The organism is Photorhabdus kleinii (genome assembly GCF_025384885.1).
Lineage (GTDB): Bacteria > Pseudomonadota > Gammaproteobacteria > Enterobacterales > Enterobacteriaceae > Photorhabdus > Photorhabdus kayaii.
This window is the reverse complement of the sequence record NZ_JAJAFY010000068.1, coordinates 1-16,047: the sequence shown is the minus strand read 5'-3', so window position 1 is coordinate 16,047 and position 16,047 is coordinate 1. Positions and strand designations below refer to the sequence as shown.

At 42.7% G+C, this 16,047-nt stretch carries 16 protein-coding genes and 1 pseudogene; 6 read left to right on the top strand and 11 right to left on the bottom strand.

All coding sequences use genetic code 11. The annotated features are described in order from the left end of the window. Both LG003_RS21165 and LG003_RS21160 read left to right on the top strand, forming a co-directional pair. Positions 1-272 (top strand): transposase (locus LG003_RS21165; protein ID WP_262981572.1); only part of this gene is annotated, 272 nt, incomplete at its 5' end. Between the two features lie 127 nt (positions 273-399). Then, a pseudogene (locus LG003_RS21160) lies at positions 400-721 on the top strand (transposase); the annotation flags it as partial. Positions 722-1,346: 625 nt separating this feature from the next. Here the strand turns inward: LG003_RS21160 and LG003_RS21150 are convergent. From LG003_RS21150 to LG003_RS21120, 7 genes are read right to left on the bottom strand one after another with little or no spacing between them, the layout of a single operon-like run. Further along, positions 1,347-2,684 carry an MSMEG_0569 family flavin-dependent oxidoreductase gene (locus LG003_RS21150; RefSeq protein ID WP_112878332.1) on the bottom strand — a complete coding sequence of 446 codons (1,338 nt, stop codon included), beginning with the start codon at positions 2,682-2,684 and terminating at the stop codon, positions 1,347-1,349. 12 nt (positions 2,685-2,696) lie between these two features. Further along, positions 2,697-2,987 carry an MSMEG_0570 family nitrogen starvation response protein gene (locus tag LG003_RS21145; RefSeq protein WP_112878333.1) on the bottom strand — a complete coding sequence of 97 codons (291 nt, stop codon included), beginning with the start codon at positions 2,985-2,987 and terminating at the stop codon, positions 2,697-2,699. Beyond that, complete coding sequence (locus LG003_RS21140) at positions 2,975-4,030, bottom strand: sll0787 family AIR synthase-like protein (protein WP_262981571.1); 1,056 nt, start codon at positions 4,028-4,030, stop codon at positions 2,975-2,977. Before LG003_RS21140 ends, LG003_RS21145 begins: the two co-directional genes overlap by 13 nt. Beyond that, the gene (locus tag LG003_RS21135) at positions 4,027-4,590 is read right to left on the bottom strand and encodes an MSMEG_0567/Sll0786 family nitrogen starvation N-acetyltransferase (RefSeq protein WP_112878335.1); all 564 of its coding nucleotides are present in this window, start codon (positions 4,588-4,590) and stop codon (positions 4,027-4,029) included. The genes LG003_RS21140 and LG003_RS21135 overlap by 4 nt, the downstream gene beginning before the upstream one ends. Before the next feature lie 12 nt (positions 4,591-4,602). Then, entirely contained in the window at positions 4,603-5,700 is a 1,098-nt protein-coding gene (locus tag LG003_RS21130) for an MSMEG_0568 family radical SAM protein (protein WP_262981570.1), read from the bottom strand. Between the two features lie 23 nt (positions 5,701-5,723). Then, on the bottom strand, positions 5,724-6,731 hold the full coding sequence (locus LG003_RS21125; RefSeq protein ID WP_112878337.1) for a Nit6803 family nitrilase: 1,008 nt from the start codon (positions 6,729-6,731) through the stop codon (positions 5,724-5,726). A 29-nt stretch (positions 6,732-6,760) separates the two neighbouring features. Further along, on the bottom strand, positions 6,761-7,243 hold the full coding sequence (locus LG003_RS21120) for an MSMEG_0572/Sll0783 family nitrogen starvation response protein (protein WP_262981569.1): 483 nt from the start codon (positions 7,241-7,243) through the stop codon (positions 6,761-6,763). 247 nt (positions 7,244-7,490) lie between these two features. Between LG003_RS21120 and LG003_RS21115 the strand changes: the two genes are divergently transcribed. Continuing rightward, positions 7,491-9,416, top strand: coding sequence for a sigma 54-interacting transcriptional regulator (locus LG003_RS21115; RefSeq protein ID WP_205068661.1), 1,926 nt, complete (start codon positions 7,491-7,493; stop codon positions 9,414-9,416). Positions 9,417-9,575: 159 nt separating this feature from the next. Here the strand turns inward: LG003_RS21115 and LG003_RS21110 are convergent, their stop codons facing one another. Together LG003_RS21110 and LG003_RS21105 are read right to left on the bottom strand one after the other, a co-directional pair. Next, positions 9,576-10,451, bottom strand: coding sequence for a glycerophosphodiester phosphodiesterase family protein (locus tag LG003_RS21110; protein WP_192881034.1), 876 nt, complete (start codon positions 10,449-10,451; stop codon positions 9,576-9,578). 102 nt (positions 10,452-10,553) lie between these two features. After that, positions 10,554-11,072: a sigma-70 family RNA polymerase sigma factor gene (locus LG003_RS21105; RefSeq protein ID WP_262981568.1), complete on the bottom strand. Its 519-nt coding sequence runs from the start codon at positions 11,070-11,072 to the stop codon at positions 10,554-10,556. An 886-nt stretch (positions 11,073-11,958) separates the two neighbouring features. Between LG003_RS21105 and LG003_RS21100 the strand changes: the two genes are divergently transcribed. After that, the gene (locus tag LG003_RS21100) at positions 11,959-12,288 is read left to right on the top strand and encodes a DUF1795 domain-containing protein (protein ID WP_262981567.1); all 330 of its coding nucleotides are present in this window, start codon (positions 11,959-11,961) and stop codon (positions 12,286-12,288) included. Here the strand turns inward: LG003_RS21100 and LG003_RS21095 are convergent. After that, positions 12,258-12,587 carry a hypothetical protein gene (locus LG003_RS21095; RefSeq protein ID WP_262981566.1) on the bottom strand — a complete coding sequence of 110 codons (330 nt, stop codon included), beginning with the start codon at positions 12,585-12,587 and terminating at the stop codon, positions 12,258-12,260. The genes LG003_RS21100 and LG003_RS21095 overlap by 31 nt on opposite strands. On the opposite strand from LG003_RS21095, the gene LG003_RS21090 reads away from it, so the two are divergent. Then, positions 12,576-13,859, top strand: a complete 1,284-nt coding sequence (locus LG003_RS21090; RefSeq protein WP_262981565.1) for a hypothetical protein — start codon at positions 12,576-12,578, stop codon at positions 13,857-13,859. The genes LG003_RS21095 and LG003_RS21090 overlap by 12 nt on opposite strands. A 383-nt stretch (positions 13,860-14,242) precedes the next feature. Continuing rightward, the gene (locus LG003_RS21080) at positions 14,243-14,695 is read left to right on the top strand and encodes a hypothetical protein (protein ID WP_112878343.1); all 453 of its coding nucleotides are present in this window, start codon (positions 14,243-14,245) and stop codon (positions 14,693-14,695) included. A 64-nt stretch (positions 14,696-14,759) separates the two neighbouring features. Here the strand turns inward: LG003_RS21080 and LG003_RS23650 are convergent, their stop codons facing one another. After that, the gene (locus LG003_RS23650; RefSeq protein WP_449301339.1) at positions 14,760-14,879 is read right to left on the bottom strand and encodes a DUF7706 family protein; all 120 of its coding nucleotides are present in this window, start codon (positions 14,877-14,879) and stop codon (positions 14,760-14,762) included. Positions 14,880-16,047: the final 1,168 nt, after the last annotated feature.

The window sequence follows — 16,047 nt, the reverse complement described above, 5'->3', positions numbered from 1 at the left end:
ACAAGGCGGCAGAAACAGGTGTTCATCTGGTGAAGCTGGATCAATGGTTTGCCAGCTCGAAAACCTGCCATTGTTGCGGTCATAAGATGCCGGAAATGCCGCTCCACAAACGGCTCTGGCAATGTCCGGCATGCCACATAGAGCACGATCGGGATCTCAACGCTGCGCTGAATATTAAACAGCAAGGCATATTTGAATTACAGGCGGCGGGACTCGTCGTTTCTGCCCATGGGGGCCTGCGTAAATCCGTCGCACAGACGGCTGCGGCCTAGGAAGTGGGAAGCCTCGCCGTTTACGGCGGGGAGCAGTCACTAGGTGGCAGATTATTGACAAAGTGCTGGTTTTTTATCTGGCACGTTGTTTTAATTAAGTTCCGTTCACCAAACGGAGCTTGCCGCTATGTTAAGAACACCCCCTCTCCAGACTTTCCCGCCAGAAACGCTCTCGCTTGACGAGCTGGTGCTCAAAAATCATCTGGTCCGTAAAATCGATGCCACCATTGATTTCGAATTTATTCGCGAATTAGTCGCGCCTTTGTATTGCCACAATAGCCATCGATCCGGTCAGGTTGATTAAAATGATGTTACTTGGCTACTTATTCGTGATCCCCAGTGAACGCCGTCTGGTACAGGAAATTCAGGTCAATGTGGCTTACCGCTGGTTTCTGCGCCTCGGATTGACCGAGAAGGTCCCTGATGCCTCAACCCTGAGTCAAAATCGCTGCGCAAATGACGCACTAGCGAAGAGAACGGCTACCCACCTTTAATTTCCTAAGCTTTATCTGCTATTGGGGTAAAGCTGCAAGCGGTTTCTGGCGACTGAAACTAACCAGCCGTAAAGATCGCTTTTCAGCCAAACTCAAAGGCATGAAGCAATATCTTAGGAAGAACTTGAACGCGAAAGACACCTTGAGTGTTGTCAAGAATGTGATCAGAGTAATTAAAGGGTGGGTCAACTACTACGGAGTTTCCGACAACCAAAGACGAGTTGGTCAATTTCTGGAACGATCCAAACGGATCAGCCTGCAATGGCTAAACCGTCGAGGGGGGAAACGTCGTGTTACTTGGGACAGACTGCTTCGTGCTCTTAAAGCCATAGGTTTTCCTGCAAATTGGAAAACGGTATCGATGTTCTAGCTCACCGAATATGTGCGGGGACACTGATCTATCGGGAGCCGGATGCGGTAGTTCAGCATGTCCGGTTCTGAGGAGAGGCCTACCTAGGTGACTGGGTAGGTCTACTCACCCAGGAGAGCGTAAAATCTATGGTCACCCCCGTTTTTGCAACCAGACTCTTATTAAAAAAATAAGCGTTTAAAAATATTCTGTCAGGCGAAGTTAGGAATTTCACATTTGAGATATTCTTTTATCTTTGATTGCAGATTTAGCACCTTTAATCAGAGTATGTGGCATATGCATATTTTGCTGATTTATTTGTTGCTCAATATGTTGCACCACATAGGCGGCATCCTGATCGATCCCGAGAAAACGTCCAGAACCCCATGTATATAACCACGGCAAACCAATAAATGTGACATCTGGATCGATGGTAATACCACGGTCATGTTTTGGATAACCATTGGCTTGAAAAATATCTAAATCAATCCATGAATAATCTGGTTTAAAACCAATACACCAGATCACTGAGGTGATATTTTCTTTTACTAAGTCAATGTGTGTGATTTCTTGCTCAGGCCGCCAAACCGGTTGATATACCGATGCAGGTTCGTCGGTTGCAATATTGTTTTTTTCTAAATACTCATCAATCGAGGCATTAATGCGATTATAAGTGGTATCGGCAAGGTCTAGGTTTTCTGATAAATCTGGTCTAAACCAGAATTGACCCTCTTTAAAGTCATCAAAATGTCCGAACAGTTGCATACCTTCTAAGGCAAATTTACGCAGGTCAATATCACGCCCGCCGTCACGCCCTGTGACATAGTGGTTGGTACTGTTACGTACTTTTTCACTATAGCGATGATGTTTGACAGTCGTTTCGTAATAACCCATATCAAACAGCCATTTCACCACATCTTTACCGCGATAGAAGCGAGCACAACGTGGTGCATTGCCTGTCGATAAATAGACTTTTTTGCCTGCCAGATGTAAATCTTCGGCAATCTGTGCACCGGATTGCCCTGACCCGACCACCAACACTGCACCTTCAGGCAGTTGATCTGCATTTAAATATTCTTCCGAATGCATCACTTTCACATGTTTAGGCAAGGTATCGCTTAGTTTTGGATAAATCGGGGTGTGATACCCGCCTGCTGCAACGACAAGCTGTTTGGCTGTGGTTGTACCGTGATTGGTTTCAATGACAAACTTATGCGTTGCCACTTTTTTCACATGTTTTACCTGAATATTTAAAATGGCGGGAGGATTAGTTTTTTCAATAAATTCGTCAAGATATGCCACAATCTCGTACTTTTTCATAAAGCCGTCAGGATCGTTCCCCTGATAAGGATGTTCAGGCAATAGACACTGCCAGTTTGGTGTCACCAAGGTAAAATTATCCCACCGTTTATGGCGCCAGCTATGAGTCAACTCGGATTCTTTTTCCAATACCACATGGTCAATGCCCGCTTTTTGCAAATAGTGACTGATACATAAACCTGCCTGACCACCACCAACAATGACCACATCATAATTTGGCTGTAACATTTGATTTTGGATACTTAACATGGGATATCCCTCTCATTGATTCGTCATTTCAATAACTTCAATTTGATCTTCTGGACTTAGCCCGAAGAATTTGGCTTGGCGTTTGATTATCGCCAGATTGTCCACGGCTGAACTACAGAAAAAGCCATAACGTGCCAGTACCCTTTCCGAGGCGGCATGCAGACCATTTTCAACCTGATGCAAGAACTGCATACTTGGGTAACGCTGACCAATGGACAGATATTCATAAATCACCGTTGAGGGGGAGTAATATTGAATCAGCTCCCCATTAGGCCATTTCACAGTAAAATTCACACTGGGCATAACATCGACTCCTGCTGACTTTTAGGTTTAATCTGTATGGATTGAGCTTGTAATTTTTTTAACGCATCGGCATAACAAAAACCGGTAAACATCTGGCGGTTAAAATCCCAAAATATTCCGTCTTGCTGCTGCTGTTGCACGGCAACTACGCCACTGACATTGGTTTCACCAATCACCGCGCAGGCAATATCCTGATGGTGAAACAACGCGATAATGTCTTCACATTCATTTGTATCGGCCGTCAGTAAAAAACCAAAACTGGGGAAGATTTGTAGCCATTTAAACCAGTCCACATCATCAGGTTTAGGAATGGCATCTAAATTGATATGTGCCCCCGATGCCGTGGCTTCGAGCAGCATCAATAAACTGCCTAAGATACCGGCATTGCTAATATCACGGGCAGCATGAACCAGATTTATCTCCGCCAATTGCGGCAGCAAGGCAATTTGTGACTGTAAAATGCGGTCAGATACTCGTTCAAAGCATTTCCAATAATTGGTATTGGGGTGGAATTGCCCTTTTAGATTTAAAGCAATCAGAATTTTTTGTTGTGGTTTGACATGCAACACCGAGAGCAGTTTTCGTGCTATGCCTTGAATCGCAACGGATAAAGTGGGCTGATAAACTACCCCAATATTGGTATGTCCTCCGACCAGTAGTACGCTATAAGCACGACAAGCATCCTGCATGCCTTGCATTAACAATTGGGCATGTTCGCTACTGGTATGCCAAAAACTGTTCACCACTGACAATGCCCGACCACCCATTGCGGCAATATCACTAATATTCGCCATGACCGCTGACCACCCCGCAAAATAAGGATGATTGGTCACAAAACTGGGTAACATGCCTTCACAGGCGTGCAATACATATTGACCATTTAGTGGCACAGCTGCGGTGTCATCTCCGGGATAGGCATATAAGCTATCCAATGAATCCACATGGCAAGTTGTGTTAATTGAAACATGGTGAGCAATCGCCTGCTTGGAGTGCATAGCGGGTGTATGTTTTAATATTTCGAGTAATTGATTGAGTTCCATCATTGCGTCTCCTTTTGCATATAGGCTTGCATCGGGACATGCGGTAACGGATAGTTTTCAATCTGTGCCTGCATCAGCACATGTGGAATGTTGGCAACGGTTAACTGATACAAACTATCCCAACACAACCGTTGGAAATAGCGTTCATTTTGACTTTGCACGGTGGCTAAAAAAGTACGGCATCCCAGGTTTTTGGCGGTCGATACCGCGGTATTGATTAACGTTTTACCAATGATATGGCGACGTCGATATAAAGGTTCTACGCATAAACGCCCGCCATACCACGTCTGTTCGCTATCAGGAAAAATCCGTACTGCGCCAATCACTCGGTCATGCTCACCAAACATTTTCTCAATGGCAACAATACCTAATGCTTTAACATCGTATTCGTCACGATCTTCTTGCAAGATTTTCTGTTCATCGCGAAAGGTCATTTCACGCAAACGATAATATTGGTGACGCTCCCAATCTTCCGACACAATTTTGATGGCAATGTCATCGCTAACAAATTGTTTCTGCCCTTCATTTTGCTCAAGCAGCCAGGGATGGTGAGAAAGTTCCATATCACATTCTCCTTATTCATACGCTTTCAGCGAAGAGCAAGCGCCACATTTGGCACAGCCGGCTTGAGTATTTTCCGAGTTCAAACCATGTTGCTTGAGTTGCTGTCCAATTTTCGGATAGAGCGACTGCATAAAAGCGTGATCAGGTTTAGGGTGATGCTCTAATGGTGTACCTTGAATCGGTACAAACGGTACCACAAATGGATACACCCCAATTTCGGTCAGTCTGGCGGTCATCTCCACGATTTCCAGTTCGGTATCACCCAAACCTGCCAAAATGTAGGTACTGACCTGTCCTCGACCAAACACCGTAACGGCTGCTTCAAATGCCGCAAAATATTTTTCCAATGATACTTCGGCTTTACCCGGCATAATTTTCTGCCGTACACGCTCGCTTACCGCCTCAAGGTGCATGCCAATCGACACCGCTCCTGCATCTTTTAAACGTTGAAACCAGGCAAAATCATCAGGTGGTTCGCACTGTACCTGTATCGGCAAATCTACTTGTGCCTTAATCGCTTGAACTGAGTCATATAAAATTTTGGCGCCACGATCTCCCGTGTTTGGCGTACCAGTGGTGATTACCATTTGCTTGACGCCATCCAGTTCAACGGCTGCTTTCGCTACCTCAGCCAATTGTTCCGGGCGTTTACGGATCAAGGTTCGACCCTCTTTTAAAGACTGATCAATCGAGCAAAATTGGCAGGCAGTTGCCTTGTCCTTCATACGAATGCAATGCTGTAACACTGTTGTCGCCAACACATCACGGCTATGTAAGGTTGCAATTTGCTCATAGGCAATGCCTTCGGCGGTTTTTAAATCGTAAAAACGTGGTCGTGTTGGTGCAGTTAAGGTCGCCACGGGAATCTGGTTTTTAAAGACAATTACCTTGTCAGAGTGCGGTTCAGGCTTTGCGGTGTAGGGAGAATCTTGTGCTGCAAGGTTCAGCACAGGAATCATCATGGTCTGCCCGTCAAGGCTCAGCGCCTTATGATCGCTTGGCCCTGCGCCGCCTTTACGGGACAAGCCAAAATTGCCTTCCCATTTCAGACCATTACATTGCAAATCAGTTAATAATTGCAAATTGGTTAATAGTTGTATTGCAGACATCTTTAACCCCCTATCGATTGGGTTTACATCAATATGGTTTCGACATGTTCTTCATTAAATTTTGAGAGCTTTTCGAGATGACTTTGAGCTGATGTTTCAACTTTCAGTTCGTGTAATACCTGTGTTGGACGACGGTCAATGAATAAGCTGAGTAATTCAGGTCGGCTGTAATGTCCAATTGAATCCATCATGCGTTTACGTTTATCAATCAGGCTAAAGTCCAGATCAGCAATGCAATAACCTTCACCTTGTGTGATCGGTTCAGCCAGGAGTTTGCCTTCGGGAGAAACGATGGCGGCAAAACATCCCCCTGAAATTGGACCGATATCACAGCCAGTATCTTGCATAATTTGCTGTTGCTGTTCGGGATGCAGCCATGCGGTAGCATTGATCACAAAGCAGCCAGATTCTAAAGCATGGTGTTGAATGGTTGCGCGGATTTGATCGGCAAAGACTTGTCCTACCAACGAACCAGGAAACATGGCAGCATGAATTTGTTCGCCATCTGCCATTAAGGCAAAACGTGCCAACGGGTTGTAATGTTCCCAACATGCCAGCGAACCAATACGCCCTACCGCAGAATTAATGGCACGTAAACCACTGCCATCACCTTGTCCCCACACCATTCGTTCATGGTAAGTTGGGGTAATTTTGCGGCGATGCTGAATGATTGAACCGTCGGCATTAAATAGCAGTTGCGCGTTATAAATCGTACTGCCTGCACGTTCATTAATGCCAATCGACACCACCATGTTGGCTTCAAGACAGGCTTGACCAATTGCTAAGGTTGCTTCGGAAGGGACAACCACCGATTCATTCAACAGTTTTAAATGTTCTTTACCCATAGCAAATGGCGGTTGTACAAAGGAGAAATAAGGGTAATAAGGCACGACGGTTTCAGGAAAGACTGCAAATTGCACTCCCTGTTTTCCAAGCTCTAAAATAATGTCACAGATTTTTTTTACTGTTGCGGCTTGACTGTAAAGCACAGGACTACATTGTACTGCGGCAGCTTTAATTATTCGGTTCATAACCTTATCCCCTCATAGTTTATGTTTACTCAGACAGTCCAAGTATCAATGATTAAGGCATTGTCACGACGCATCAGCAGTCTTAAATCCATCACATCCAATGGATTAATTGGACGAATTCCCGGAATAAGCGCTTTTTCGGTTTGCCCATACAACGCTTGCAACGCAAAACGGCAGGCATAGACTTCGCCACCTTCTTCCATAAAGGCTTTCAACTGATTGTTGACGGCTAAATGACCCGGAAAAGCTTCCGCCCCTAAAGTTGGAAAACCACGTTGTAGACCCAACTGCACGCCTGGGCCGTAAAGCAAAATTTTGGTTTCAAAGCCTTTGCGCAACAAACGTTTTGCCTGTAACACATTGACCAAGCCAATTGATCCTTCAAATGCAACAGTATGGAAAGTCACCAGTGCCTTTTCACCTGGCTGGGCTTTGACGTCCTCAAACACTTTTTCTTCATAATCAACAAGAAAATCGCCATCTTTATATTGCTCGATATCAATCTTTGGCATAACCAACTCCTAGTTCAATGTTATTTGGGAATGAACCAACATGTAGTCTGTCTGTACTATTGCGAGAAATTATTGCGAGAGTTGTGCCAAGTTATATTTTGGAGCGGAAGTTAATTATTATCACATTGAAAAATATCATTTAAATTTTATAAAAATATTTTTCATGGAGATAAATAGCGCTACTAGGGAATTAGGATTTTTCGTAGTATTATGAAATTCCATAACTTAAATTATGAAAATTCATAGTATGAATACAACTGACTTTATCTCGGACTGGGTAGTTTCTGAAGACTCGATTCGTCCGTTGGTATTTGAACACACGTCACAGGCATTAATTGTGTTGGACCCACATCAAAACCAGTTTATTGATGTGAATATCAGTGCCACTAAACTATTACGCTATGAACGTCATGAAATTATGCAAAAAACGGTAACTTCCATTTTTGGTCATTTCAGACAACTACCATACCTTATGGCATTTACCGAAGGCGCTTTGGTAAAAGGTTGGGCTTGGAATAATGAGCTGTATACCTTTGATAAAAATGGTGAAAAAATCCAGTTGGATATTACTTCCATTTCATTGCCCTATAAAAATAAAACTTTGCTGATATGGTCGCTGGTGGATCTTAAAGATTTAGAGCTGCGCCAACTCAATATAAATGCTGATAAAGTCATTGGTACAGGTTTAAAAGAATCGCAAGCCTTGCAAGAGCTGTTTATTGACTCCGACACAGGCAAGCATTTATTACTGAGTTCAGTCGGTGACGGTATTTACAGTATTAACAAACAAGGCTTGTGTACCTTTATTAACCCTGTCGGGGCTAAAATGTTGGGGCTGCAACCTGAAGATGTATTGAGTGACAATATCCATAAGATTCATCACCATACCCATGAAAATGGCGAGCCCTATCTTGTAGAAGAGTGCCCGATTTATGCAGCAGTACATGACGGTATTGTGCATGAAGGGGTTCAGGAAATTTTTTGGCGTCGTGACGGCAGTTGCTTTCCAGTGGAATTTACCAGTACCCCAGTGATTCGTGATAGTGAAATCATTGGCGCGGTAGTGGTGTTCCGTGATATTACCGATCGGCTGAATACCGAAAGGCAACTGACCCATGCCCTTGAAGAACTACAAGATTTAAAAAGCCGACTGGAACAGCAAAATGAATATCTGCAAGAGGAAATTTTACAGGAAAATCAATATCATGAAATTATTGGCAGTAGTGCATCCATTTTACAGATTATTGAAAAAATTAAGGTAGTCGCGCCAACCGATGCCAATGTGATGATTTATGGTGAATCAGGTACAGGCAAGGAGCTGATTGCTCGTGCTATTCACCAATCCAGTCACCGTAAACAGCAACCACTTATTCGGGTCAATTGTGCTGCCATTCCTTCGGAACTGTTTGAAAGTGAATTTTTCGGACATGTCAAAGGTGCATTTACTGGGGCGGTGCGTGACCGTGCCGGACGTTTTGAATTGGCAGATCAGGGCACACTGTTTTTAGATGAAATTGGCGAGATTCCTGTCGAGCTACAAAGTAAATTGCTGCGTGTATTGCAGGAAGGAACCTTTGAGCGGGTCGGCGAAGAAAAAACGCGACATGTGAATGTGCGGATTATTGCTGCCACCAACCGCAATTTAAAAGAAGAAGTTAAACACAAGCGCTTTCGTGAAGACCTGTATTTCCGTTTAAATGTATTCCCGGTTTATTCACCAGCTTTACGTAACCGTAAAGAAGATATTCCACTTTTGGTTACGCATTTTACTAAGTTAATTTGTGACAAGCGTAAAATTAATTATCTACCATTTTCACAAAGGCATATTTTAGAACTACAGCAATATGACTGGCCTGGCAATATTCGTGAATTGCAAAATGTCATTGAACGCGCACTAATTATAGCGAAACAAGGCACTGTTTCCTTTAAATATTTGCTAGAACAAGATCAACAGCAAAATGAAACTATGCATCAGAATATTCACAATAAACTTCAACAAATTGAAGTCGTGCTGACCATGCAGCAACTGAAAGAGTTGGAAATTAAAAATTTTTCTCTTGCCGTTAAACAATGCAAAGGGAAAATTTTTGGTGATGACGGTGCAGCAAAATTGTTGGGCATGAACCCAACGACATTGATCTCACGCTTAAAGAAATTGAGAATTGATTATTAAAAATCTTATCTTAAGTTTGGAAAATTCACCTCAGCAGCAAAAACCCGCAAAAAACTGCGGGTTCTGCTTTGTTCTGTCTATATAGGGTTTTAGCTGATAGGAAAAAGTATTCCTACAAAATAGTTACTGGAGAAGTTTCTTTCTGAGAACCCCCAATTTTTATTTTGTTTTAAAGGTACTGAACAGCTTGGGAGAATCCACCAGCACACCATCGGCACCAAGCTCTTTAGCTTGTTTGAAATCTTCCTCAGTTTTAATGCCAAAAAGAATGATGTTAGCGCCACCCTGAGCACGGAAACACTCCATTGCTTCCTTATCCCATGACAATACTGATTTGGAACGTGCTTCACCGAGAGTATATTTCTCAACAACTTCTACGTTACGGCGCATTTCCAAACCATACCAGCGAGCGGTATCGGTACTTGCAGGGATGTCACATTGGTGAGCCATTGTGATATTTGCCAGCATGGTGCGGGTTTTATCACGGCTTTCAAAACGCTGAATTGTTGCTGGCAATGCGTTAAGGTAAGTTTCGTTAGTGGAATAGAAACGGGTACGGGCAAGCGCTTTTTGTTTGGTCAGTACTTTTTCTAGTGTTTTGGCTTGCTGTGTTGGATCTGCATCCGGTGATTTCAGATCAATATAGAAGAAAGTATCTGGATATTTTTTTAAGACTTGTTCCAGTGTTGGAATACCTAACCCTTTATTACGGAATGGATGATCATCATCAGAGCCAAATTTGTAACCGGCATCAAATTTAGCCAACTGACTTGCTTTATAACCAGAAACGAGTCCACTTTTATTGGTCAAGCTATTTAGGTCAGATGGACGATAGAGTACTGGAATACTATCCTTTGAAAGCTGAACAGTGATCCAGATAGCATCTGCTTTATTTTCTAAGGATTTGGAAATTGCGTACTCGGTATTTTCAGGTGCATCACCTGTACCAGCACGATGAGCGATAATTTGTGGTGTTGTTGCGAAAGCGCTGGCAGAGCAGCAAAGTAGGATTGTAGCGGTAATTCCGTGTCGCATCATTTTCTCCATAATATCCAATTATAGTTAAATTAAAATAATTAACTTTATTAATGATTTAGTAATGAAATCAATTTTGAATGTAACATGGTTTTTTGAATTTTAAGTGAGAATTTGAATTTTTTTACATTTGTTATGTGCTCGTTGCAAATACTGTTTTACTGAACTGGAAGAAACCTGAAGCTGATCAGCTATTTCGCTATAACGCAGTCCTTGTAGCTGTGTCAACAAAAAAGCTCTTTTTACTTGGACTGGCAATTTATCAAGAGTGATATCGAGTTTTTCAAGCTGTTCAAATGTGGCGATTCTGCTTTCAGTAGAAGGCATGGTCATTTCTGGTGTCGAGTTTATATATTCCAAATAATTCTTTTCGGTTTTTCTTCGACGGTAATAGTTGGCAACCAGACAGCGGGCTACGGTTGCCAGAAAAGACCGTGGTTGACGGATATCTGACAGGTTTGAACCGGATAGAACATTCAGGAAAGTGTCCTGAGTGAGATCTTCAGCATGGCAGGGACAGGAGACTTTATGGCGTAACCAGTTGTATAACCAGTCATGATGTTCAAAGTAAAATTGTTGCGCAAAACTATCAATTTCAGATACGGCTTTCTGGATTGCCATGATGATTTCCAATAACTCGGGAAAATGATAATGATTATTATTTTAATGTAAGCATTGGCTGTCAAGTGATTGTCATCACGTGAGGTTCTTAGATTACTGACTTTTAGCGTTTCGATTATCACTGCTGAGTTTTCATCAATGATAAAACAAGTGTTAAGAAAAGCCATTTTTTGGCTGTCAATGTGGTTTTAAAATCGGGAAAAAAGCGTAAGTGTGTTATGAAAAAACAGATAAAACTTTAATCATTAAAGGTGAAAATCAATGATTAAAGATTTTTTAAAGCGGGTAAAAAATTCGATGCTATACCCGTTATCTTTCAAGTTGCCTCTTTGTTGGCTGCACTCGCTCACCCCGGTCACATAGTTTGCTATGCTCCCGGGGATTCACTCCCTTGCCGTCTCGATGCATCTTGAAATCCATAGGGTATAGATTTGATTGCCTACACATTCCAACCCAAAAAAACGGATTTGAATCTGTGCGCCTCTGAACTGACTATCCTTAAATAGAGCTAATTTTTTTCAATATCATAAAAAATGCAGAGTTAAACTTATCTGGTGATTAATGCAAGGTCTATAAACCGGCCAAGATAAATTGATTGAATAAAATTGTAGTGATTTAGTTCATTAAGACAGATTTTCAGCGCGATTATTGGCATTTTTTTTGTGATGTATATCACATTTAATTAAATTGATTGGGTATTAATTCGTCTAATAATCAAGACATAGCTGATTTTTTGTTATATCTTTTTGTCTGAATATTAAACGGACAGCATTATTAATTGTATAAGTTTATTGATGACTGAGAAGGGGATACCCCCTGAATCTGTTTAATCAGGATTATCAATGTTGTTGCTATGTTCGGCATTCCTATATAAGACAAAAGAAAGATGGACAATCAAGCACGTTGTCGGTTCACTGAAGGCCGTATTCTGTTACCCGCAGGCTATCAGGAACAGACGGTAAATATCCTCATCGCGCCCGATGCCCCGGCGCTGAATATCGCGCGTGATCAGTTAATCGAAGGCGAAGATCTCGCCAGTTACCTCAGCCGCCAGAAAGATCTGCTGAAAAACGGTCTGCGCAACTGGCAATTATTGGCAGAAAAACCCACAACGCTGGGCGATAACCTGCGGCAAGGCACGGCGCTGCTCTCCCGTTATCGGCCCAAAAAGGGGCAGCAAGTTTATCAATTGATAATGACGGCCTCAGCCGTCTGAGCCACATCCGCAATAATGTCGGTAACGAACAGCGTTTTCATTACAACGAACAGCACCAGATGGTCAATATCACGGGCAGTGGCGGGCTGAACCTGTATTGTGACTATGTGATGATGGATATCGATGGCAAAACGGTTTCCCGCCTCACCGCCGTCTGGCGCGAATTGTATGACGGTCATCGTATTCAGCTTTGCCGCTACCATTATAATGAGCACGTCCAACTGACGGGGGTTAGCCATCGCAACGACTCTCTCCAGCGACAATTCGGCTGGACAGAACACGGCGTGATGGCATGGCATCAGGATGCGAGCGGCCTGCGCTGTGATTATAAGTGGGAGCAGACTGAAGAAGAGCTGTGGCGTGTGGTTGCTCAGCAAACTGGTGAAGGGGCGGGTTATCGGCTGGAATACGACGATGAGAACCTCACTTGCACGGCGCACTGGCACGACGGCACCCACACGGTTTGGCATCTCAACGACGCGCACCACATTATCCACTGCCTCGACCGCAACGGCACAGAGCACCATATCCTGTGGGATGAATTTGGCCTGCCGAACGGCTACAAAGATGCGGACGGCCACACCCGTCTGAGTGAATGGGACCAACATGGCCGCCAACTGAGTTTCACCGATGCCAACGGCTGGCAGTACCAGAATGATACCGACCGGCTCACTGTTATCTTCTGGCCGGATGGCACCGAGACGGCGCTGGCTTACGATGACTTTGGGCGTCTGGTCAGTGAAACCTCGCCATTGAAGCAGACTACCCGTTATCACTACGGCTTTAATAATACGGTGCGTCCCGACAAAGTCACTGATGCTAAAGGCGGGGAAAGCCATTTTACGTGGAATGGTCAGGGGCAGTTGATGAGCCACACCGACTGTTCCGGGCAAAGCAGCACATGGCGCTACGACGATGAGAACCGACTGAGCCGCTTTACCAACGCGCTGATGGAAACGACCAGTTATGACTATAACGATAGCGGCCAGTTAATCCTCATCACCTATCCTGACGATTCCACAGAACACTTGGCATGGGACAGCGCGGGTCAGCTAATCCATCACCAGCGCAATGAGAATGCGCCCCGCGCCTGGGAATACAATGCATTAGGTCAGGTGGTCTGTGCGACGGACCGTTTACAACGTCAAATTCGCTATCAGTACAGTCCCGAAGGGCATCTGATACAGCTCGACAACGCCAACGATGACCGTTACCGGCTGAACCGTGATGCCGAAGGGCGCTTAATCGAAGAAATCCGTCCTGACGACACCTTAATCCGGTACGAATACAACGCGGCGGGCTTATTGAGTACCGAACGGCGCATGGGTGACCGCGTATTCCAGTACCCGGAACGGCAAGTACACCAGCATTATGATGCGGCCGGTCAGCTGATCCAGCGGGAAACCTACACGGACACTTACCAGTACCGGTGGGACAACATGGGCAGGCTGCTGGAGGCTAGCTGTGAACCGAACGACAACGGTAAACAACTGGGAATAGAGTCCAACACCGTGCGTTTTGGCTATGACGCACTGACTGGGGCGGGTCATTTGGGAACAGAACGGCGATGACCGTCTCCAGTTCAGCTATGATGAACTGGATAACCTGACCGCCCTCACGCTGCCGCAAGGCGGCACCTTAAGCTGGCTCTACTACGGCTCTGGCCACCTGAGTGCGATCCGGCATGAACAGACACTCATCACTGAATTTGAGCGGGACCGGCTGCATCGTGAAACCCGCCGCACGCAGGGCAAACTGTTCCAGCTGCGCGATTATGATCCGCTGGGGCGCTGTACCCGCCAATATAGCCTGCCGCTGAAACAGGCCGATGCCGATCCACTGCCCTATCTCAGCGAGGGCAAGCCGTGGCGGGCGTGGGTCTACGGCCCCCAGGACGAATTGCAGATGATGGAAGATCATTACCGGGGCATGGTTGACTATCAGGAGGATGTAAATGAATATCTCTGAATATAGAAGATCATTACTTTATAGAAAATCTCAAGGAAATGTATGCAGAGAAGAGTATTTGAATAAAATTAAATCCATTACTAATGAACTTGTGAATGTTAGTGATTTTTTAAGTTTGGAAGAAACAGACTTAATTATAAACTCATTGAAAAATAAGAAAATAATCTCAAGTCATGAAGTGGAAATTTATTCTTGTCAAGATCTTGTTTCTTTTATAAAAGAAAAAGTTACAGGAGTTTCTTATTATTTGCTAATGGACGAAGAATGGAAATTCTGTGGCGCATATAAGATAAACAGGAATCTTGATTATAATCAAGATTATCATTTTAATGATTTATATTCTGATGAAATAAGGATTATAGCTTGTGATTTATCATTTCAAATCCAAATTGATTATGATTGTTCTAATATAGAATGTAGTCATATAATATATAAATAGTTATCTGTCAAAATACATATAATAAAACCGGGAGAATATTAATTCTTCCGGTTTTATTCATGATCTACCGAGGCGCATAGCCACGGTACGCCAGAGCAGATTGGAGCTTAGAGATCACATCTTTGATCTGGTATGCTTCCTCGTCATTTACGACACAGGCGAGTATTTCCGTCCAGTTGGGCAAAAACCAGTGCTTCAATGTGAGTCAACTGAATGAGATTATATTAAAACATTTAACAGAGTTAACCGCATAGCGAAAAAATAACAATAGCGTTTAGCAGTATTAAAAATGATTAAAGAAATGGACTTTGATTTTAATATCAGTAATATATCTATTATCCTCTTTGGTTTTAAGCCTAAAAATCAAATAAAGGAAAAAGGAAAAACGAGGAAATCCGAGTATCAATTTAATGAAAATAGGAAAATTTAAATACAAGGCAGGAAATGGAAAAACGATTATATTTACAAAAATAGTTCAATGAAAACCATTCATTAAATGAATTTTTAATTAAAAAATAAGAAAACTCTCACAATGATAATCGCTTTATTCGAGATCCCCATTTTAACAGTATTCATTTTATCTTTTTACCTGCATTTCCCTTTAATAGCCTATTCACATCCATATTTAATTCATTTATCGGCAATGCTATCCTCCTCTTATTTTTACCTAACCTGCCATGACCATTTAGAAGCACAAAAACAGAGGTATTAAAGATTTTATATAAAAGACGGATTTAACTATAAGTGCAGTTTTTTAAAAAGACGTTAATCAAATTTAATCGAAATCCATTAACCATTAACAGAAAATTGAAAAGAAATCTGCGAAAAAATAATATTATCCGAAAAAAATAAAGGGGCATCTTTATACCGTCAAGCTATTTACTGGTTGATTTATGAAGATAAAAGAAAGGGGGTAACTTATGAAAACTGTTCAAAATTGCCAGTAAAACAGCATTAACAAAGATAAAAAGCAAGTATAATTAACGTTGATTAAACGTGAAACACAATATACCCGTTATCTTTCAAGTTGCCTCTTTGTTGGCTGCACTCGCTCACCCCAGTCACATAGTTACCTATGCTCCCGGGGATTCACTCCCTTGCCGTCGCGATGCATCTTGAAATCCATAGGGTATATACCATGATGATTAAAATTAATATAAAACAGGTGTTAAGAGTAGTAAAAACAACGATTAAGACCTTATTATACCAATTAAAAGTAGAGGTTAAAAAATGGCTTTTAATAACAATTTAAAAGCTGCTCATCATAAAAATATTAGTGAAAAAGGATGAATGATAATATAGAATAGGTTAATCAGATAATATATTTAAAAATTAACTGGTTTAAATAATGT